The organism is Variovorax sp. GW531-E2 (assembly GCF_059423125.1).
The window spans coordinates 56,895-76,166 of sequence record NZ_JBWKXQ010000005.1 but is presented as its reverse complement, the minus strand read 5'-3'; the positions used below and the strand labels follow the sequence as shown (position 1 = coordinate 76,166).

21 protein-coding genes are annotated in these 19,272 nt (G+C 69.4%); 6 read left to right on the top strand and 15 right to left on the bottom strand.

Features of this window, described 5'->3' with window-relative positions; genetic code table 11:
• Positions 1 to 51: 51 nt before the first annotated feature.
• From AC07XP_RS05315 to AC07XP_RS05270, 10 genes are all read right to left on the bottom strand, one after another.
• Complete coding sequence (locus AC07XP_RS05315; RefSeq protein ID WP_062470933.1) at positions 52 to 441, bottom strand: hypothetical protein; 390 nt, start codon at positions 439 to 441, stop codon at positions 52 to 54.
• Positions 438 to 1,694 (bottom strand): formate dehydrogenase subunit gamma, encoded by a 1,257-nt coding sequence (locus tag AC07XP_RS05310; RefSeq protein WP_495264027.1) that lies wholly within the window; start codon positions 1,692 to 1,694, stop codon positions 438 to 440. Before AC07XP_RS05310 ends, AC07XP_RS05315 begins: the two co-directional genes overlap by 4 nt.
• Positions 1,695 to 1,706: 12 nt before the next feature.
• Positions 1,707 to 1,958, bottom strand: coding sequence for a hypothetical protein (locus tag AC07XP_RS05305; RefSeq protein WP_082817975.1), 252 nt, complete (start codon positions 1,956 to 1,958; stop codon positions 1,707 to 1,709).
• On the bottom strand, positions 1,955 to 2,575 hold the full coding sequence (gene fdh3B / locus AC07XP_RS05300) for a formate dehydrogenase FDH3 subunit beta (protein ID WP_062470938.1): 621 nt from the start codon (positions 2,573 to 2,575) through the stop codon (positions 1,955 to 1,957). The genes AC07XP_RS05305 and fdh3B overlap by 4 nt, the downstream gene beginning before the upstream one ends.
• Before the next feature lie 9 nt (positions 2,576 to 2,584).
• Entirely contained in the window at positions 2,585 to 5,560 is a 2,976-nt protein-coding gene (locus tag AC07XP_RS05295) for a formate dehydrogenase subunit alpha (protein ID WP_487850023.1), read from the bottom strand.
• 9 nt (positions 5,561 to 5,569) lie between these two features.
• A complete protein-coding gene (locus tag AC07XP_RS05290; RefSeq protein WP_062470944.1) occupies positions 5,570 to 5,797 on the bottom strand; it encodes a hypothetical protein in 228 nt (75 codons plus the stop codon).
• A 114-nt stretch (positions 5,798 to 5,911) separates the two neighbouring features.
• A complete protein-coding gene (locus AC07XP_RS05285) occupies positions 5,912 to 6,529 on the bottom strand; it encodes a TorD/DmsD family molecular chaperone (protein WP_070059791.1) in 618 nt (205 codons plus the stop codon).
• A complete protein-coding gene (locus AC07XP_RS05280; RefSeq protein ID WP_495264077.1) occupies positions 6,526 to 8,604 on the bottom strand; it encodes a 4Fe-4S dicluster domain-containing protein in 2,079 nt (692 codons plus the stop codon). The genes AC07XP_RS05285 and AC07XP_RS05280 overlap by 4 nt, the downstream gene beginning before the upstream one ends.
• Complete coding sequence (locus AC07XP_RS05275; RefSeq protein WP_495264026.1) at positions 8,564 to 9,187, bottom strand: DUF3306 domain-containing protein; 624 nt, start codon at positions 9,185 to 9,187, stop codon at positions 8,564 to 8,566. Before AC07XP_RS05275 ends, AC07XP_RS05280 begins: the two co-directional genes overlap by 41 nt.
• Positions 9,180 to 9,770: a DUF3305 domain-containing protein gene (locus tag AC07XP_RS05270; RefSeq protein WP_095744485.1), complete on the bottom strand. Its 591-nt coding sequence runs from the start codon at positions 9,768 to 9,770 to the stop codon at positions 9,180 to 9,182. Before AC07XP_RS05270 ends, AC07XP_RS05275 begins: the two co-directional genes overlap by 8 nt.
• Before the next feature lie 82 nt (positions 9,771 to 9,852).
• Here AC07XP_RS05270 and AC07XP_RS05265 point away from each other — a divergent pair, with 82 nt between their 5' ends.
• On the top strand, positions 9,853 to 10,764 hold the full coding sequence (locus tag AC07XP_RS05265; RefSeq protein ID WP_493192974.1) for a formate dehydrogenase accessory sulfurtransferase FdhD: 912 nt from the start codon (positions 9,853 to 9,855) through the stop codon (positions 10,762 to 10,764).
• A gap of 13 nt (positions 10,765 to 10,777) precedes the next feature.
• Here AC07XP_RS05265 and AC07XP_RS05260 read toward each other — a convergent pair whose 3' ends face one another.
• Both AC07XP_RS05260 and AC07XP_RS05255 read right to left on the bottom strand, forming a co-directional pair.
• Positions 10,778 to 11,800, bottom strand: a complete 1,023-nt coding sequence (locus tag AC07XP_RS05260) for an alpha/beta fold hydrolase (protein WP_495264025.1) — start codon at positions 11,798 to 11,800, stop codon at positions 10,778 to 10,780.
• A 368-nt stretch (positions 11,801 to 12,168) separates the two neighbouring features.
• Positions 12,169 to 12,909 (bottom strand): response regulator, encoded by a 741-nt coding sequence (locus tag AC07XP_RS05255; RefSeq protein WP_062470956.1) that lies wholly within the window; start codon positions 12,907 to 12,909, stop codon positions 12,169 to 12,171.
• A 193-nt stretch (positions 12,910 to 13,102) separates the two neighbouring features.
• On the opposite strand from AC07XP_RS05255, the gene AC07XP_RS05250 reads away from it, so the two are divergent.
• The 3 genes from AC07XP_RS05250 to AC07XP_RS05240 are packed head-to-tail and all read left to right on the top strand — an operon-like array spanning position 13,103 to position 16,742.
• A complete protein-coding gene (locus tag AC07XP_RS05250; RefSeq protein WP_307589588.1) occupies positions 13,103 to 13,522 on the top strand; it encodes an organic hydroperoxide resistance protein in 420 nt (139 codons plus the stop codon).
• A gap of 52 nt (positions 13,523 to 13,574) precedes the next feature.
• A complete protein-coding gene (locus AC07XP_RS05245) occupies positions 13,575 to 14,951 on the top strand; it encodes an ATP-binding protein (RefSeq protein WP_495264024.1) in 1,377 nt (458 codons plus the stop codon).
• Between the two features lie 27 nt (positions 14,952 to 14,978).
• Positions 14,979 to 16,742, top strand: a complete 1,764-nt coding sequence (locus AC07XP_RS05240) for a cytochrome c biogenesis protein DipZ (protein WP_495264023.1) — start codon at positions 14,979 to 14,981, stop codon at positions 16,740 to 16,742.
• A gap of 12 nt (positions 16,743 to 16,754) precedes the next feature.
• Here AC07XP_RS05240 and AC07XP_RS05235 read toward each other — a convergent pair whose 3' ends face one another.
• Genes AC07XP_RS05235 through AC07XP_RS05225 form a run of 3 tightly spaced genes read right to left on the bottom strand, consistent with a single transcriptional unit; the run spans position 16,755 to position 17,435 of the window.
• Positions 16,755 to 17,006 carry a general secretion pathway protein GspL gene (locus AC07XP_RS05235; RefSeq protein ID WP_095744491.1) on the bottom strand — a complete coding sequence of 84 codons (252 nt, stop codon included), beginning with the start codon at positions 17,004 to 17,006 and terminating at the stop codon, positions 16,755 to 16,757.
• A 12-nt stretch (positions 17,007 to 17,018) separates the two neighbouring features.
• The gene (locus AC07XP_RS05230) at positions 17,019 to 17,264 is read right to left on the bottom strand and encodes a hypothetical protein (RefSeq protein ID WP_495264022.1); all 246 of its coding nucleotides are present in this window, start codon (positions 17,262 to 17,264) and stop codon (positions 17,019 to 17,021) included.
• Between the two features lie 9 nt (positions 17,265 to 17,273).
• Positions 17,274 to 17,435 (bottom strand): hypothetical protein, encoded by a 162-nt coding sequence (locus AC07XP_RS05225; RefSeq protein ID WP_495264021.1) that lies wholly within the window; start codon positions 17,433 to 17,435, stop codon positions 17,274 to 17,276.
• A 204-nt stretch (positions 17,436 to 17,639) separates the two neighbouring features.
• Between AC07XP_RS05225 and AC07XP_RS05220 the strand changes: the two genes are divergently transcribed.
• Positions 17,640 to 18,590 carry a LysR family transcriptional regulator gene (locus AC07XP_RS05220; protein WP_062479604.1) on the top strand — a complete coding sequence of 317 codons (951 nt, stop codon included), beginning with the start codon at positions 17,640 to 17,642 and terminating at the stop codon, positions 18,588 to 18,590.
• Between the two features lie 157 nt (positions 18,591 to 18,747).
• On the top strand, positions 18,748 to 19,257 hold the full coding sequence (locus tag AC07XP_RS05215; protein ID WP_495264020.1) for a cupin domain-containing protein: 510 nt from the start codon (positions 18,748 to 18,750) through the stop codon (positions 19,255 to 19,257).
• The last annotated feature ends 15 nt before the right edge of the window (positions 19,258 to 19,272 follow it).

Sequence of the window (19,272 nt, the reverse complement as noted above, 5' to 3'; positions counted from 1 at the left end):
GCAGTCGCTTTTTCTTCAGCCGCGTCCGCGCACGCGCGGTGCGTCGCCGGCTTACTTCTTGGGTGCGGGATTCGTCTGTGCCGAGGTCTGGTTCGAACTCGGCGGCGACGCGGCCGTGGGGGCCGGGGAGTGGGCGCCCGATGCTTCGATGGGCTTGGCTTCAACCTTGGGGGCGGCGGCGTAAGGCCCCGGGTCCACGCAGGGCGGCGTGGCCACCGCGGCCGGTGCCGGCTTGCCGGCGGCCTGCGCGCTGGCGCGGTACTTGGCGGCGACCTGGTCCTGTGACTTGCACAGTAGGTAGCCGTCGGTCTTGGCGCTCCACGCGGTGCGGGCCGCGGCCTCGGCGGCCTTGGCCTGCGCTTCCGGCGTGGGCGGGGGGAGCTTGGCGACAGCGGAGGTCGCAGCGAGTGCGCACAGAAGAAGGGTCAGCGTGTGCTTCATGCGGAGGTTCCTTGCTGCGCCGTCGCCGGCCGTGCGGGCTCGGGTGCGCCGGCCGGTTGCGAGCGCTGCGCGGGGATCTTGCCGGCCTGGATGTCGTCGTACCAGAGCTTGTGGTGCTCGCGCGCCCAGGCCTCGTCGACATAGCCTTCGCGCATCGCCTTGTAGGCGCCGTCCATGCCCAGCGTGCCGATGTAGATGTGGCCCATGATCATCGCCATCATGAGCAGCGTGGCCACCGCGTGCACCATGTGCGCGATCTGCATCTCGCCGCGCGTGTAGACGAAGCCGGGCAGCAGCTTGTCCAGGAACAGGCCCGAGGCGATGACGATGCTGCCCAGGAACAGCACGCCGCCCCAGAACACCGCCTTCTCGCCAGCGTTGAAGCGATGCGACGCGGGCTCCTTGCCGCCGAACAGGCCGCCGCCGTGCCGCAGCCAGGTGAAGTCGTCCTTGCTCGGCCAGTTGCTGCGGATGAAGGTGAAGATCATGAACAGCGTGGTCACCACGAACAGCGGCCCCACGAAGTTGTGCACGGTCTTGAGCACGTAGGCGAGCCAGCCGAACAGAGCGCTGCCCAGCACCGGCAGCAGGAAGAACTTGCCGAAGGCCATCACGATGCCCGAGATCGCGAGCGTGACGAAGGCCAGCGCGTTCGACCAGTGCGTGGCGCGCTCGAAGGGCGTGAAGCGCTCGATCTTGCGGCCGGTTTCGGTGCCGTGCAGGCGGATCGGCCCGCGCGTGAAATAGAAGATCGCCAGCGCCAGCAGCGTCACGAAGAGCAGCGCCGCGCCGTACGGAATGATCCAGTCGTTGCGCACCTGGCGCCAGGCCTCGCCCGCGTTGGTGAAGCGTGAGCCCGGGTACTGCACGAAGCGCTGGATCAGGTTGCCGGCCTCGGGCGCCTGGCTCACCGGCAGGCTGCTGTAGCCGGTGACGCCGCCGCTCACCTGGCGCCACATCGGCGCGTTGTTGCCGGGCTGGACCTTGTTGCGCTCGCCGTTGGTCTGGTTGAGGTAGTTGGGGTCGGCGCTGGCCTCGGGCTTGACGTCGAAGATGTTCTGGCTGCGGATGCCGCCCTCGGCCTTCGGTGCTGCAGCCGTGGCTGCGGCAGGCGAAGCAGGGGCGGGCGCCGCGGTCACGGCGCCGCTCGCGGCCGGGGTGGCCTCCTGGGCCGGCGCCACCGCCGCCCAGCCCAGGAGCGCGGTCGCCAGCAGCGCGTGGAACGCGTGCCTGGTGCGAATGGTGACGCTCATGCGGCCTCCGGTTCAGTTTTCTCGGGTGTACTCGTTCTGGCCGTTGGAGCGCGTCTTGATCTGCTGCTCCCACGCCGTCTTGTCGCCCACCTTCCAGCCGGGCGCGGTGAAGGCGGTGCCGGTGTTGGCCTGCGTGCCCGTGCCACTCCAGGGCACCGCGTCGTGCTTGACGCCCTCGGCGTTCGTCTGCGGCTTCTCGCTGCAGGCCGCCAGCAGCATCGCGCCCGAGGCGAGCGCGACGAGCATCACGACCGCGCGCTTCACTTGGTGCCTCCGGTGGGCGGCGTGCCGGCCTGTTGCGAGCCGTAGGCCGTGCCCCAGCCCCAGACCTCGGCGCCCGTGCCGCGGTGCACGACGCGGGTACGGAAGATGTCGGCCACCACGTCGCCGTCGCCGGCCAGCAGGGCCTTGGTCGAGCACATCTCGGCGCAGGCCGGCAGCTTGCCTTCGGCCAGGCGGTTGCGGCCGTATTTTTCGAACTCGGCTTCGGAGCCGTTGGCTTCGGGGCCGCCGGCGCAGAAGGTGCACTTGTCCATCTTGCCGCGCGCACCGAAGGTGCCCTGCGAGGGGAACTGCGGCGCGCCGAAGGGGCAGGCGTACGAGCAGTAGCCGCAGCCGATGCACACGTCCTTGTCGTGCAGCACCACGCCTTCGTCGGTGCGGTAGAAGCATTGCACGGGGCACACCGCCATGCAGGGCGCGTCGGAGCAGTGCATGCAGGCCACCGAGATCGATTTCTCGCCCGGCAGGCCGTCGTTGAGCGTGACCACGCGGCGGCGGTTCACGCCCCAGGGCACCTCGTTCTCGTTCTTGCAGGCCGTGACGCAGCCGTTGCACTCGATGCAGCGCTCGGAATCGCAGACGAACTTCATTCTTGCCATGGTGATTCCTTATGCTTTCTCGATGTTGCAGACCGTGGTCTTGGTCTCTTGCATCATGGTGACGCTGTCGTAGCCGTAGGTGGTGGCCGTGTTGATGGCCTCGCCGCGCACGATGGGCGCCGCGCCCTTCGGGTAATAGGCCAGCAGGTCTTCGCCCTGCCAGCGGCCCGAGAAGTGGAAGGGCATGAACACCGTGTCGGGCCCCACGCGCTCGGTCACCAGGGCCTGCACGTTGAGCTTGGCGCCCGTGGGCGTGTGGACCCAGGCGCGCTCGCCGTTGCGGATGTTCTTCTCAGCCGCCACCTTCGGGTTGATCTCGATGAACATCTCCTGCTGCAGCTCGGCCAGCCAGGGGTTGGAGCGGGTTTCCTCGCCGCCGCCCTCGTACTCCACGAGCCGCCCCGAGGTCATGATGTAGGGGAACTTCTCGGCGATCTTGTCGGCGATGTTCTTCTGCTGCACCGTCTTGTAGAGCGTGGGCATGCGCCAGAAGGCCATCTTGTCGTCGTGCGTCGGGTACTTGGCGACGAGGTCGGGGCGCGTGCCGTAGATCGGCTCGCGGTGCTGCGGGATCGCGTCGGGAAAGTTCCACACCACCGCGCGCGCCTTGGCGTTGCCGAAGGGGTGGCAGCCGTGGTTCTTCATGAACACGCGGATCATGCCGCCCGAGCTGTCGGTCTTCCAGTTCTTGCCTTCGGCCTTGGGCTTCTCGGCCTCCGTGAGTTCGTCCCACCAGCCGAGCTTCTTGAGCAGCAGGTGGTCGAGCTCGGGGTAGCCGGTGGTGATGTCGGCGCCCAGCGAGTGGGAGCCGTCCTCGGCCAGCAGGTTCTTGCCGTTGCGCTCCACGCCGAAGTTCGCGCGGAAATTGCCGCCGCCGTCCATCACGTGCTTGGACGGGTCGTACAGGTTCGGCGAGCCGGGGTGCTTGAGCTCGGGCGTGCCGTAGCAGGGCCAGGGCAGGCCGAAGTAGTCGCCCGAGATGTCGTAGCCGTTGACCTTGTCCTTGACCGCCCCCTTGGCCCGCAGCGTGCGCACGTCGAAGGCGGCCATGTTGCGCATGTGCGCCTGCAGCCGTTCGGGACTCTGGCCCGAGTAGCCGACGGCCCAGCAGCACTTGTTGATCTCGCGCAGGATGTCGTCGGGCACGGGCTCGTCCATGCCCTTGACCTTCTGCATCTTGTAGTTCTTGCTGAGCTCCTTGCCGAAGCCCAGGCGGTCGGCGAACTGCTGCATGATCATGTGGTCGGTGCGGCTTTCCCACAGCGGCTCGATGACCTTCTCGCGCCACTGGATCGAGCGGTTCGACGCCGTCACCGAGCCGCTGGTCTCGAACTGCGTGCACGCGGGCAGCAGGTACACCGCGCGGTTCGCGTTGGCGTCCTCGGGCCGGCCCGGCATCGCGGCCATGGCGGCAGTGGCCGAGGGGTACGGGTCGACCACGACCAGCAGGTCGAGCTTGTCCATGGCCCGCTTCATCTCGAGGCCGCGCGTCTGCGAGTTGGGCGCATGGCCCCAGTAGAAGACGCCGCGCAGGTTCGAGTCCTGGTCGATGAGTTCGTTCTTCTCGAGCACGCCGTCGATCCAGCGCGACACCGTGATGCCCGGCTTGCTCATCATCGCGGGCGAGGCGAAGCGGCCCTTGATCCATTCGAAGTCCACGCCCCAGGTGGCGGCGAAGTGCTTCCACGAGCCTTCGACCAGGCCGTAGTAGCCTGGCAGCGAATCGGGGTTGGGGCCGACGTCGGTCGCGCCCTGCACGTTGTCGTGGCCGCGGAAGATGTTGGTGCCGCCGCCCGAGGTGCCCACGTTGCCCAACGCCAGCTGCAGGATGCACGAGGCGCGCACGATGGCGTTGCCGATGCTGTGCTGCGTCTGGCCCATGCACCACACCACGGTGCCGGGGCGGTGCTCGTGCAGCATGGTCGCGACCTTCAGCACCTGCGCCTCGTTCACGCCGCAGGCTTCCTCGACCTTGTCGGGCGTCCACTTGCTCATGACTTCCGCGCGCACTTCTTCCATGCCGTAGACGCGGTCGTTGAGGTAGCGCTTGTCTTCCCAGCCGTTCTTGAAGATGTGGTGCAGGATGCCGAACAGGAACGCGATGTCCGAGCCCGAGCGGATGCGCACGTACTCGTGGGCCTTGGCCGCCGTGCGCGTGAAGCGCGGGTCGACCACGATCATCTTGCAGCCGTTTTCCTTGGCATGCAGCATGTGCAGCATGCTCACGGGGTGCGCCTCGGCCGCGTTGGAGCCGATGTACATCGCGATCTTCGCGTTGCGCATGTCGTTGTACGAATTGGTCATGGCGCCGTAGCCCCATGTATTCGCCACGCCCGCGACCGTGGTCGAGTGGCAGATGCGCGCCTGGTGGTCGCAGTTGTTGCTGCCGAAGAAGCTCACGAACTTGCGCAGCAGGTAGGCCTGCTCGTTGCTGTGCTTGCTCGAGCCGATCCAGTAGATCGCGTCGGGGCCGCTGGCCTTGGTGAGTTCCTTCAGCTTGGCGGTGATTTCGTCGAGCGCGGTGTCCCAGCTGATGCGTTCGTACTTGCCGTTCACGAGCTTCATCGGGTAGCGCAGACGGTACTCGCCGTGGCCGTGCTCGCGCAGCGCCGCGCCCTTGGCGCAGTGGGCGCCCAGGTTGATGGGCGAGTCGAACACCGGCTCCTGGCGCACCCACACGCCGTTCTCGACCACCGCGTCGGACGCGCAGCCGACCGAGCAGTGCGAGCACACGGTGCGCTTCACTTCGATCTTGCCGGCGCCGATGGCCGTGGGCCGGCCGTCGGCGGCCTTGGCCTTCTGGATCAGCGTGAGCTGGCTGGCCGCCAGGCCCACGCCGACGCCCAGGCCGGAGCGCCGCAGGAAGGCGCGCCGGTCCATGGTCGGCAGGGCGTTCGCGAGGCCGCGCCGCAGGCTGTGAACGAAGGGCGATGCGTCGGAGGCCCGCGAGCTCGCGGTGCCTGGGGATTTTCTGGTCAGAAGCACGGGGTCTCCTCAGGCTGACGTGGTGGCGTAGTAACGCTTGACGTGTTCGCTCAGGGAATAGCCGCCGCCGTTTTCGGGCGGGGGCGGCAGGGAAGGCGTGGCGGCGGCGACGGGCGCTTCGGTCGCCACCTTCGGCAGCGCGGTGACGGCCACCGCAGCGGCGCCGGCGGTGGCGGCACCGATGAAGAATCCGCGGCGGGAAGCCGGCTTGATGCCGGTGTTTTGGCTGTCCTGCATATTGACTCCAGGAGTGGCTGGGCGCGACGAGAGAGGGGAAACCCGGTCGGCCTTGTGGATACTAGACCAGCAACAAGGTGTGAGCAACCTGAATACCCCTCGCATTCGTTCGCTTCAGTCCAGCATGTCGAAGGCCTGCGCCTCGACGTCGCCGAATGCGCGCGTGAAGGCGGCGAGCGCCGCGTAGAACCGCGCCTTCGGATGCTGCAGCACAGCATCGCACAAGGCGGGCAGCCAGGGCTGGACGTGTCTGGAGAACATCGCCTGCTGCTGCGTGAGGTTGGCCACCGCCACGTCCTCGCCGGCGATCAGGTAGCGCATGACCTCGAACAGGCAGGCGATGTGGTCCTCGGTTTCGTAGGTGGTCTCGGTGCGCGCCAGGCCCAGCTTGTCCAGGTCGTGGCGCAGCTGCACGAGCGGCTTGTCGTTGAGAAAGCCGCTCAGGTAGTGCGAGCCGAACAGGAAGACCTCGGGCTTGCCGATGCCGCCGAAGAGCGCGTCGTATTCCTCGTGCGCGGCGGCCGCGTCGGTGTCGCGCGCGATGCCGACCAGCTGGCGCCACGGTTCTTCCAGGAAGGCGCCCGCGGCCGGCGCCTCGGTGGGCGCGACCTGGAAGGCCGCCAGCAGCTCGGCATCGGGGGCGGCGTACCAGAGGCGCGCGAGCAGGCCGTAGAGCTCGGCCCGGGCCACCTCCTCGTCGAGCGCGGAAGTGGCGGGAAAGGTCTGGCTCATAGCGGGGCGATCTTCACTTCGTTGGTGGCGCTGTACAGGTCGATGACGCGGCAGTCGCTGCACATCTTGAGGCGCTCCAGCGCTTCGCCCTGGAACATGGCATGCCCGGCCAGCTTGCCGAGCATGGCCTCGATGGCTTTTTGCGTGCCGAAGGGCTTGCTGCAGCGGATGCAGGCCCAGGGCTTGGCCTCGTTCAGCAGCACTTGCTGCTTGCGCTCGGGCGCGGCCAGCAGGCGCGGCACGAGCGAGACGGCGTCCTCGGGGCAGGTGGTTTCGCACAGGCCGCATTGCACGCAGTTCTTCTCGATGAAGCGCAGCTGCGGCGCGCTCTGGCTGTCCAGCAGCGCGCCCGACGGGCAGGCGCTGACGCAGGCCAGGCACAGCGTGCACTTGTCCTTGTCGACCGCGACGGCGCCCAGCGGCGATCCGGCCGGCAGCGCGAAGGCCAGCGGGGCCTCGGCGGATGCCTGAAGAGCCGGAGCCGCGCCCATCAGGTGGTCCAGCGCCATCTCGAGCCGGTCGCGCTTGTCGGCGCCGACGGCGAAGCGCGCCGCCGTGGCCGGCACGCGCTGCGTGGTCGTGCGCAGGCCGGCCAGCGCGGCGTCCAGAACAGCGGGCGAATCGGCCTCGATCACGTGGAAGTGCGTGCCGGTGTAGCCCAGGCCCAGCAGCAGCGCCTGCGCGACGTCCCTCTGTTGCTTGAGCGCCGCGAGGTACTGCGGCGCCTCTTCGCCGGTGCACAGCACCGCGACCTGCGAGGCGCCGAAGGCAACCGCGCTCAGCCACAGGTCGATGCCGGTGCTGGCCGCATGAAAGAGGTCGGCCGGCATCACGCGCGCCGGCACGCCCTGGGCCTTGCCCAGCTGCGCCTGCCGCCCGAGCTGCTCGAGCAGCGCCTGGCCGCCTTCCTGGCTGTGCAGCAGCAGGGCCGCATCGCGCCCGCCCGCCGCGGCATAGGTGCTGAGCAGCTTGCGCAGCCTCAGGCCCTGGTCGGGCGCGCGCGGGTAGGTGTAGCCCAGCGCGCCCGTCGGGCACACCGTGGTGCAGGCGCCGCAGCCGACGCACAGGTTCGGGTTGACCACGATGCGCTGGCGCTGCGGGTCGCTGCTCACGGCATGGGCCGAGCACACCTCGACGCAGGCGTTGCAGCCGACCACCTCGTTGCGGCTGTGCGCGCACAGCTTCTGCTTGTAGTCGAAGAACTTGGGCTTCTCGAATTCACCCACCAGCTCGCGCAGGCGCAGCAGCGTCTGCAGGCCCTCCGCCTGCGCGACGCCGCCGGGCAGGTGGAAGTAGCCCTGCGGCGGCGCGTGCCAGTCGATCTGCGGCGCGGTGCCGAGGTCGAGCACGAGGTCAAAGGCCGCGTCGAGCGCCTGCGGCTCGCGGCTGAAATTGATGGCGCCGGCCACGCTGCAGGCGCGTTCGCAGTCGCGGTGCGAGGTGCAGCGCGCGTTGTCGATCTGGTAGTCCAGCCCGATGGCCTGCTCGGGGCAGGCGACCACGCAGGCATTGCAGCGGGTGCACAGGTCGAGGTCGATCGCGTTGTCGCGCGTCCAGCGCAGCGTGAACGCGCCGAGCCAGCCGGTGAGCGAATCGATGCGCCCGGCGATCACCGGCCAGCGGCGCGCCTGGGCGCCACCGTCTGCACCGGGGCCTTGCGCGAGCAGGGTGACGTCGAGCGTGTCGCCGACCAGCGCCGCGGCGCGCTCGGCGGCGTCGAGCGGGCCGATGATCAGCAGCCGGCCCTGGCTGGTGTAGCTCACGGTCGAGACGGGGTCGGGTTCGGGCAGGCTGGCCGCGGCCAGCAGCGCGGCAATCTTCGGCATCGCGCTTTTCGCGTCGCGGCTCCAGCCGCCCGTCTCGCGGATGTTGATGAAGCGGATCGGCGAGGTGGCGTTGGGCGTCTGCGTGGCGAGTTCGCCGAACAGCCGTTTTTCCTGGGTGCAGGCCACCACGACGTCGTCGCCGGACTGGATGGCGCGCTGGAAGGAGGTCGCCTCGCGGCGGCACAGCGACGAATGCAGCGGGAGGGTTTCAGCCAGTGCCGCGCCGAGCGTCTTCGGCTCGAGCGGCATCGTCTGGTTGCAGTCGCAAATCAGCGTGGTGGTCATCGGTTTCTTGGCTGGCGGGTTGCATCGCGGCAACCGGCGGGCTGGGAAGCGTTTCGGAACCCTGGGACTGTGCCACGTCCGACGTTTCCGCGTCGTCGGGGGTTTCCGGGGGAATGTCTTCGGGGGCTTCGTCGAAGAGCTTGAGGAACTTGGCGCTGGCCATCTGGCGCAGCACGCTCTCGGGCACGGGGGTGGACTGGGAGTAGTCGTCGACGTAGGTGTCCAGGCCGTCCATCACATTGAAATGCGGATCGGCAAAGAGCTTGCGGAAGGCCGCGTTCTTGACCTCGGGCGCGACCTCTTTCGTGAGAAAGGGCTTGAAGTCGGAGCCGATGTCGAGCGCGTCCACGTCCGCGAGCGTCAGCGGCGGCGCGGTGTCCTGCTCGCCTTCGGCGGCGGGGGGCTCGGCGAGCGCGGCGGGGGGTGGCACTGGCGCCGGCACCGCAACGGGTTCCACGGCCGGCAGGGTCTTTTCTTCCACGGCGGCCTCGGCCGCGCGCACTTCCTGCTTGCGGCGCGACCAGCGTCCGAGGAAACCCTCAGACATCGCCCGCGCCTCGCCCGCGCTTCTTCTCGGTCGTCACGCTCGCGGCGTTGCCGAAGCGGTCGACCAGCGAGCGGAAGCTCTCGGGCCGCCGGCGGCGCTTGGGCTCGACCACGTAGTGCTCGTCGACGAAGGCGCGCACCCAGTCGACCACCTCCGCGGGCGCCGGCACCTGCTCCACGGTTTCCTGCGCATCGAGCCAGCGCCCGGCCTCGTAGTAGCTGAGCGTGACCACCACCGGGCGCGGAATGGGCAGCGGCGCGAGCGTGGGCTCTTCGTCCATGCGCCACAGCACGAACCAGCACGGGGTCGGCGTGATTGCGTTGAGGTGGTAGCCCTCGGCCTCGTCGCGGTACAGCTCGACCTGGAAGCCGGGGTGCAGCCAGTGCTGCTCGCCGTCGTCGTCGCGCAGGAGGCGCGGCTCGGTGCCGAAGCCGGGCTCGTCGGGCAGCACGCTGTCGAGCGTCCAGCGCCAGGGCTGCCAGTGGCTCGAGGGGCCGTGCAGGCGTTCGCGGCGCATGACCACCGCGACGTCGAGCGTCGGGCGGCCCGTGGGCGCGGTCGCGGGAGTGTCCGAAGAAGGCATGAACGAACCATAGCCGATGGCGCGCCCGTTCGCGAGCAGTACCCCTTCGAGCTCCGCTCGCAGCGGTGGCGTAGGATTCCGCATGGCCCCACGTGAAGACGACGCAGAAGACGAGACACCGCTGGCTTTCGATGCGGTCCCGCTGCCCCGGCGCGCCGGCGCGCCGCGCCTGAACCCGGCGCGCGGCCCGCTGCTGCGCCGCATCGAGATCGTCGACCAGCACGGCGAACGCCGCGACATCGACATCCCGGCGGAGCGGCCGTTGACCGTCTTCGTCGACAAGCGCGAACTCGTGACGCTGATGACCCTGGGCGCCGCGCCCGAGTTGCTGGTGCTGGGCTACCTGCTCAACCAGGATCTCGTGCGGCGCGCCGACGAGGTCGAGAGCATCGACGTCGACTGGAGCGTGGAGGCGGCCGCCGTGAAGACCCACCGCGGCATCGCGAACCTCGCCGAGAAAACCGCGCACCGGGTCGTGACCACGGGCTGCGGACAAGGCACCGTCTTCGGCGACGCCATGGCGCAGATCGGCGCCGTGCGGCTGCCGGCGGCGCAGTCGGCGCGCATCGCGCAGGGCACGCTGGCGCGCATCCTCGAACAGATGAAATCGCGCAACAGCGTGCACCGGCACGCCGGGTCGGTGCACGGGTGCGCGTTGTTCCGCGGCACCGAGATGCTGGTGTTCGCGGAAGACGTCGGACGGCACAACGCCATCGACACCATCGCCGGCTGGATGGCGGTGCATGGCATCGACGGCGGCGACAAGGTCTTCTACACCACGGGCCGCCTGACGAGCGAGATGGTGATGAAGTCGGCCCACATGGGCGTGCCGATCGTCGTCTCGCGCAACGGCGTCACCGCGATGGGGCACGAGCTGGCCACCCAGCTCGGCATGACCTTGTTCGGCCGCGCGGCCAACCGCCACTTCCTGTGCTACTGCGGGTTCGAGCGCTTCGACGCCGAGCCGCTGGCGCAGGCGCTCACCGCCGACTGAGGGCTTGCGCGCCTTACCCGCGCGCCACGTCGATCACCGCCTTCGCGAACGCCTCGGGCGCCTCCTGCGGCAGGTTGTGGCCGATGCCGCCGCTGACCAGCCGGTGCTCGTAGCGCCCCGAGAATTTCTTCGCATACGCGCTGGGCTCCGGGTGTGGCGCGCCGTTGGCGTCGCCTTCGAGCGTGATGGTCGGCACGCCGATCACCGGCGCCTGGGCCAGCCGGTTCTCCAGCGCCTGGTACTTCGCCTCGCCCTCGGCCAGGCCGAGGCGCCAGCGGTAGTTGTGCACCGTGATCGCCACGTGGTCGGGGTTCTCGAAGGCGACGGCGCTGCGCTCGAAGGTGGCGGCATCGAAGTTCCACTTCGGCGAGGCGAGCTGCCAGATGAGCCTGGCGAAGTCGTGGCGGTTCTTCTCGTAGCCCGCGCGGCCGCGCTCGGTCGCGAAGTAGTACTGGTACCACCATTGCAGCTCGGCCTGCGGCGGCAGCGGCGCCTTGCCGGCCTCCTGGCTGCCGATGAGGTAGCCGCTGACCGACACCAGCGCCTTCACGCGCTCCGGCCAAAGCGCGGCCATGATGCACGCGGTGCGCGCGCCCCAGTCGCAGCCGGCCACCGTGGCGACGGGGATCTTCAGCGCGTCCATCAGCGCAATGATGTCGACGGCCACCGCCGACTGCTGCCCGTTGCGCGGCGTGTCGGCCGACAGGAAGCGGGTGGTGCCGTAGCCGCGCAGGTACGGCACGATCACGCGAAAGCCCGCGGCGGCCAGTTGCGGTGCGACGTCGACGAACATGTGGATGTCGTAGGGCCAGCCGTGCAGAAGAATCACCGGCGCGCCGTCGGCCGGGCCGGCTTCGTAATACCCGATGCGCAGGCTGCCGGCGTCGACGCTCCTGAGGGGTTCGAGGCGACGGGCGCCGCCTGTGCTGGCGGATTGGGCGAAGGCGGGAACGATCGATGTCAGCTGCGTGGCGGCGAGGCCGAGTGCGGCCTTGCCGAGGAACGAACGGCGCGGCAGCGAGGGGGAGGCGGTCATGGAAATCTCCTGGGATTCGAGGGGGGACGGCGCGATTGTTCGGGGGGAAACCCACCTGCTGATCGGCTTGTGTATGCCTCTGTATCCGCGCCGGTTCCGGCCACACTAAATTTCAATCGCGGGCGCGCGAAGGCGCCTCGACGAAACGTGGTGTGTCGATGTCGGGCCGGGATACACAGGCATACGCAATGCCCGTTGCGCGGCGAGCGGGCGGCCAACAATCCGCCCGTCATCCACTCATCGCCCGAAGGAAATCCCCATGACGCGCCCTCGCGGATTCAAGAAGCTCTGGTTCGCGCTGCTGTTCTTCGCGGGCGGGCTGGCGCACGAGGTGCGCCACCCGACCCAGTGCCAGAGCGTGGCGTCGGTCAGTCTCTCGCTTCGACCGCCGAAGCGAGCACGTAGCCTTCGCTGCGCACGGTCTTGATGTAGCGCGGCTCGCGCGCGTCGTCGCGCAGGCGCTGGCGCAGCCGGCTCACGAGCAGGTCGATGGAGCGCTCGAAGAGCTCGGCCTCGCGCCCTTGCGTCAGGCTCAGCAGCTGGTCGCGGCTGAGCACCTTCTGCGGGTGGTCCAGGAACACGCGCAGCAGCCGGTACTCGGCGCCGCTCAGCGCCACCATCACGCCGGCGTCGTCGATCAGGTGGCGCGCCACCGTGTCGACCTGCCATTCGCCGAACCCCAGCTTCTGCGAGGGCTCGACGGTGCCCATGTTGGGCGGCAGCATGCGCGTGCGCCGCATCACGGCGCGGATGCGCGCCAGCAGCTCGCGCGCGGAAAAGGGCTTGGCCAGGTAGTCGTCGGCGCCCATCTCCAGGCCCAGGATGCGGTCGGCTTCCTCGCTGCGCGCGGTCAGCATGAGGATGGGCGTGGCCTTGTACTTGCCGGTGCGCAGGTCGCGGCACAGCGTGAGCCCGTCTTCGCCGGGCAGCATCAGGTCCAGGATGATCAGGTCGAAGGGCCCCGACGCCTCGAGCGCGGCGCGCATGTGGCGCCCCGTGGGCACCGCGACCACGCGCAGGCCGTTCTTCACCAGGTAGGTGGTGAGCAGTTCGCGGATGTCCCGGTCGTCGTCGACGATGAGGATGTGGTCGGAGGTCTTGGGCGTCATGGCAGGGGAGGCATTGGCGGCACGGCGCCGCAGCCGCAATGTAGCGTTCCGGCGGCCCGTGGGCCACGGCCGTGGAAACGTAATGTGTGGATGTACGGGCCAGATACACAGGCATACAGAAGGCGATCCGGCAGGGGGCGGGCGGCCCAACAATCCGTGCGTTTTCCAACCACCCTGCATTCAAGGAACCCCCATGACCCGCATCGACAAAGTCCTCTACACCGGCAAGACCCGCACCTCCTCGGGAGGCCGCGACGGCGAGGCGCGCAGCTCGGACGGCCGCCTGGACATCAAGCTCTCGTCGCCCGGCAGCGCCGGCACCGGCACCAACCCCGAGCAGCTGTTCGCGGCCGGCTGGTCGGCCTGCTTCATCGGCGCGATGGGCAAGGCGGCCGGCAAGATGAAGGTCGCGCTGCCGCCCGACCTGGCCGTGGATGCCGAGGTCGACCTGGGTACGGCGGGCGGCGAATACTTCCTGCAGGCGCGCCTGAACGTGAGCCTGCCGGGCCTGGACCGCGAGGTGGCGCAGGCCCTCACCGAGGCCGCGCACCAGACCTGCCCCTATTCCAAGGCGACCCGAGGCAACATCGACGTTGCCATCCATCTGGTGTGAGCCCGCTGCGCCGATGACGCATCGCCACGCCGCCTGACTGAAGAAGCTGTCCATGTCCACTTCCGCGAATCCCGTTGCGAATCCGACCGGTAGTGCGCCGCGCTGGCGCCGGCTGCTGCCCGGCTCGCTGTTCTCCCGCGTGACGCTGATCATCGTGGTGGGCCTGGCGATCGCGCAGCTGCTCACCTTCGCGGCGATCCGCTACGAGCGGAACATGGCGCTTCGCGAGCTGATGATGATCGGCATCGAGCGCGACATCGCGAGCTCGGTCGCCATCCTCGACCGGCTCCCCGCGGCGGAGCGCGCCGGCTGGCTCGACCGGCTGGAACGGCGCAACTACCGCTTCGTGCTGGGCGGCAGTGCGCAGGGCGGCGCGCCCCGCTCGGAGGCTTCGCAGCAGTTTGCCGCGGCCATCGTCGATGCGATGCGCCCGTTCCCGGTCGTCAAGGTCGGCGAGGTGGCCTGGCCGCCCGAGGGCCTGCAGATCGAGGTGCGGCTGGGCGACAGCTCGTCCGTGGTCGTGCACGCCATGCGCGTGGGCATGCCGGTGTCGGGCTGGGTGATGTGGCTGCTGGCGGGCCAGCTGCTGGTGCTGGCCGTGTGCGCCTGGGTTGCGGTGCGGCTGGTGACGCGGCCGCTCGCGCAGCTGTCCGCGGCGGCCGACCAGCTCGGCCCCGACCTGAAGGGCCGCACGCTGGTGGAAGAGGGCCCGACCGAAGTGGCGCATGCGGCGCGCGCCTTCAACGCCATGCAGCAGCGCATCGCGGGCTACATGTCGGAGCGCGTCGAAATCCTGGCGGCCATCTCGCACGACCTGCAGACGCCCATCACGCGGATGCGCCTGCGCACCGACCTGATGGACGACACGCACGACCGCGAGAAATTCCGCCAGGACCTGGACGCCATGAACGCGCTGGTGCGCGAAGGCGTGACCTATGCGCGCACGCTCCATGGCGCCACCGAGCCGCCGCTGCGCATCGATGCCGATGCGCTGTTCGAGAGCATGGTGGCCGACTACGAAGACGTGGGCCAGCAGGTGCGGCTCGACGGCCGGGCCGGCGCGCCGATCGTGAGCCGCCCGAACGCGCTGCGTCGCATCCTGATGAACCTGATCGACAACGCGCTGAAGTTCGGCTCCGACGTGACGCTGCGCGTGCAAACCGAAGGCGAGGGCGAAGGCGAGGGCGGCCGCCTCGTGGTGAGCGTGCTCGACAACGGCCCGGGCATTCCCCCCGAGGAACTCGACGCGGTGCTCAAGCCCTTCTACCGCGTCGAAAGCTCGCGCAACCGCAGCACCGGCGGCACCGGCCTGGGCCTGGCCATCGCACACCAGCTGGCCATGGCGATGGGCGCCGAGCTCACGCTGCACAACCGCCCCGAAGGCGGGCTCGAGGCGCGGCTGGCGTTGGCCGCTGCGCCGGCCCGCTGAACCCCACCCGACATCTTCCACATCACCATGCTCATCCTCTTCATCGCCTACCTGGGCGGGGTGCTCACGATCCTGAGCCCCTGCATCCTGCCGGTGCTGCCCTTCGTGTTCGCGCGCGCCGACCGGCCCTTCCGCTCGCACGGCCTGCCGATGCTCGTGGGCATGGCGCTGGCCTTCGCCGTGGTCGCCACGCTGGCCGCGGTGGGCGGCGGCTGGATCGTGACGCTCAACGAATACGGGCGCTACGCGGCCATGGCCTTGCTCGCGCTGTTCGGCGCGACGCTGCTGTTCCCGCGCGTGGCCGAGCGCCTGAGCCGGCCGCTGGTGGCGCTGGGCCTGCGCATGTCCGACGGACGGCAGGCTTCGGTGTTTTCTCCGCTGTGGCTGGGCGTGGGCACGGGCCTGCTCTGGGCGCCGTGCGCGGGGCCGATCCTCGGGCTGATCCTGACGGGCGCGGCGCTCAATGGCGCGAGCGTCGGCACCTCGCTGCTGCTGCTCGCCTATGCGGCCGGCGCGTGCACCTCGCTCTCGGTGGCGCTGCTGTCCGGCGGCCGGCTGCTCTCGGCGCTGAAGCGCACGCTGCCGACCGGCGACGGGGTGCGGCGCATCGCCGGTGCCGCGGTGCTGGCCGGCGTGGGCGCCATCGCGCTGGGGCTGGACACCGGCTGGCTCGCGCGCCTGTGGCTGGGCACGACGTCGACGCTGGAGCAGGCGCTGGTGGACTCGCTGCGCAAGGACGCGCCGCAGGCGCAGCGCGCAGACACCGGCTTCGTGCGCGTCTCGGACACCCGCCCGGCCCCGGTGCCCGCGCGCGAGCTCCGCGTCGAAGGCCGCCTGCCTTCGCTGGCGGGCGCGACCGAGTGGATCAACTCGGCGCCGCTCACGCCCGAGGCCTTGCGCGGCAAGGTGGTGCTCGTCGACTTCTGGACCTACTCGTGCATCAACTGCCTGCGCACGCTGCCCTACGTGCGTGCCTGGGCCGAGAAGTACAGGGACGCGGGCCTGGTCGTCCTGGGCGTGCATGCGCCGGAGTTCGCGTTCGAGAAGAACCCGGCCAACGTGCGCAAGGCCGTGAAAGACCTGGGCATCGGGTTCCCGGTGGCGCTGGACAACGACTTTTCGATCTGGCGCGGCTTCGACAACCAGGCTTGGCCGGCGTTCTATTTCGTCGACGCGCAGGGGCGCATCCGCCATCACCAGTTCGGCGAGAACCGCTACGACAAGGCCGAGCAGGTGATCCAGCAGCTGCTGGCCGAGGCCGGGCAGGCCCGGGTCGCCGACGGGCTGGTGGCGCCGCAGGGGCAGGGCACCCAGGCCGCGCCCGGCGCCGAGCCGGCGCAGTCCGGCGAGACCTACCTGGGCCATGCGCGCGCGCACGGCTTTGCGTCGCCCGGCGGCATCGCGCGCGACCGTGCGAAGGCCTACGAGCCCATGGCTTCCTCATTGCGCACCAACCAGTGGTCATTGGGCGGCGACTGGACGGTGGAGGGCGAGCGGGCCGTGCTGAACCAGGCCCACGGCCGCATCGCCTACCGCTTCAAGGCGCGCGACCTGCACCTCGTGCTGGGGCCGATGGTCGACGGCAAGCCGGTGCGTTTCACGGTGCGGGTGGACGGCCAGCCGCCGCTGGCGGACCGCGGCGCCGACACCGATGCCCAGGGCCACGGCGTGGTCGATGCGCAGAAGCTGTACCAGCTGGTGCGGCAGTCGGCGGGCGGCGGCAGGGAGCGCTTGTTCGAGATCGAGTTTCTCGACGCCGGCGCGCAGGCCTACGCGTTCACCTTCGGTTGAGCGGCGCCCCGGTCAGGGCGTCAGGCCCGCGGCGTTGACGGCCCGGCAGGTGTCGACCTCCTGGCGCGTGGGCAGCACGAAGCAGCGGGCGTCCGCCTCGCGCGCGACGGCTTCGCGCAGCTGGCGTTCCTGCGCGGTTTCCACCTGCAGCTCGACCAGCCACTTCATGAGCAGCGCCATCACGATCAGCAGCACCACGGAGGCCGCAAGCAGGGTCGTGCGCCAGCTGTGGACGCGGAAGACGGAAGCGTTGGAAGTACTCATCGCGTGCGGCCCTCAGCTCGACAGCTGCGGAAAGATCCAGATGCTCATGCCGAGCACCACGCCCGCGCCCAACGACATGGCCGCCGCGGTCGCGAACAGGCAGGCCACGAGCAGGCTCGGCACGACCACCGACATGCTCAGGAACGCGATGGCGACGAGCACGTAGGCCAGAACGGGCAGCAGGGCGATGTAGGCCGGCCGCGCGGCGCCGGTCGGCAGTTCGTCGGGCGTCATGTCACGCAGGAACGGGTTCAGCATGGCGGGCGATCAGCAGTTGCCCTTCTTGGCCTGGCCCGGCGGGCAGAAGTTGCCGCCCTTGTGCGCCGGCCCGGGCTCCGCGCGCGGCGGCGGCGCGTGGTGGTGCACGCAGGCGCTCATGAGAGCGGATGCCGCCAGCGCGAGCATCACGGTGATCGTGGATTTGGTCATGGGAACTCCCTGCTTCGATTTCTTGTGCACCCGGGGTGCTTCGGGGCAGGACAATAGTTGCCGTATTAACAATCTCACAGGGAAATGCTCACATTTGTGGGCGAATTGAGAAGGGTGCGGTCAATCTCCGTGCGGGATTGCGCAGTACTTCACACCCGTGCGGCCGACCGGCCGCCGCCGCGCAACCGCTACATTGCATGCCCCATGGACCGCCTCGAGAACATAGAGACCTTCGTGCGGGTCGCACAGACCCAGAGCTTTGCCGAGGCCGCGCGCCAGCTGCGGGTGTCGAAATCGGTGGTGACCAGCCGCGTGAAGCAGCTCGAGGACCACGTCGGCGCGCCGCTGTTCCACCGCAGCACGCGCGTGGTCCGGCTCAGCGACGTGGGGCAGGCCTTCCTGCGCGACTGCGTCGAGCTGGTCGGGCGGGCCAACGACATCATGGACCAGATGCGCGACGCCAAGGACGGGCCCACCGGCACGCTGCGCGTGCATGCGCTCACGGGCTTCGTGCTGGGGCATTTCGCGACGCTGCTGCGCGCCTTCCAGGTGAGCTTTCCGGACATTCACCTGGAGCTCATCGTGAGCGACGCGGTGGTCGACCCGGTGAAGGCGGGCGTCGATTGCGCGCTGCAGATCTTTCCGGCGGCATCGACCGAGCTGGTGTCGCGCCCGCTGTTCCCGGTGCGCCGCGTGTTCTGCGCCACGCCCGAGTACCTGCGCGCGCATGGCCGGCCCGCGAGCCCGCGCGAGCTGCACAAGCACACGCTCGGCCTGTACTCGGGCTACCCCACGCGCGACCGCTGGACCTTTCATCACGCGGGCGAGCAGGTCACGCTGTACATGAGCGCGGCGCTGCTCACCAACAGCGTCCACCTGCTGCGCGAGTACGCCATGGAGCACGCCGGCATCGTCTGTCTGCCGACGCTGGTGGCCGGCGAGGCGATCCTGCGCGGCGACCTGGAGGTGGTGCTGCCGGCGCACCAGCTGTCGTCGTTCTCGCTCAGCGCGGTGTACGCGGGCACCTCGCGCAATGCCTTCAAGCTGCGCCTGTTCATCGAGCACCTGACCCAGGCGTTCTCGAAGGTGCCGCCATGGGACGCGGCCATGATCGAGCGCGGCCTGCTGCCGCCGGGGCTGATCTGGGACGCCTGACGCGAGTGTGGTCCGTTCCGGGGTAAACCCTGTGCATTGAACGGATTTGCCGAACAATGCGGCCCGCGTTTCGGGCCTACCGCTCGCGCCCCCCGTTTCCTACAGTGCACACATCGCAGCGACCACGCTGCATCGTCCGGCACCTCAGGAGACACCCATGACCGTCGCATACCAGACCCGCTTCGGGTCCCTCAAGCACTTCGAGAAAGGCCACGTCGAGCCCATCGACGACGACGTGCGCCACTACGCGTTCTCCAACTGCTTCGAGATCGCCAGCATCAGCCAGCCCTACGAGAAGGTCGTGTTCGGCCAGAACCAGATCTACGTGCTGGAAACGCTGCGCGCCGAAGGCACCTCGCCCTGGTTCACCTGCGCGCACGACGAGTTCGCGCTGGTGATGGACGGCGACGTCGAAGTGCACCTCGTGCAGCTCGATGCGGCCCAGGCCGTGGCCGACACCGAGAAGAACGGCGCCGTGCGCGTGAAGGGCGAACCCCAGGGCAAGAAGATGGGCTGGATGAAGCTCTCGCGCGGCCACCAGGGCCTGCTGCCGAAGAACACCGCCTATCAGTTCAGAGTCGCCGGCGACCCCGGCGTGATCGTGCTGCAGACCTGCAAGGGCGATCTGTCGGTCGAAAAGTGGGCCGACATCTGCCAGACGCACTGAACCCGCCATCCAGGA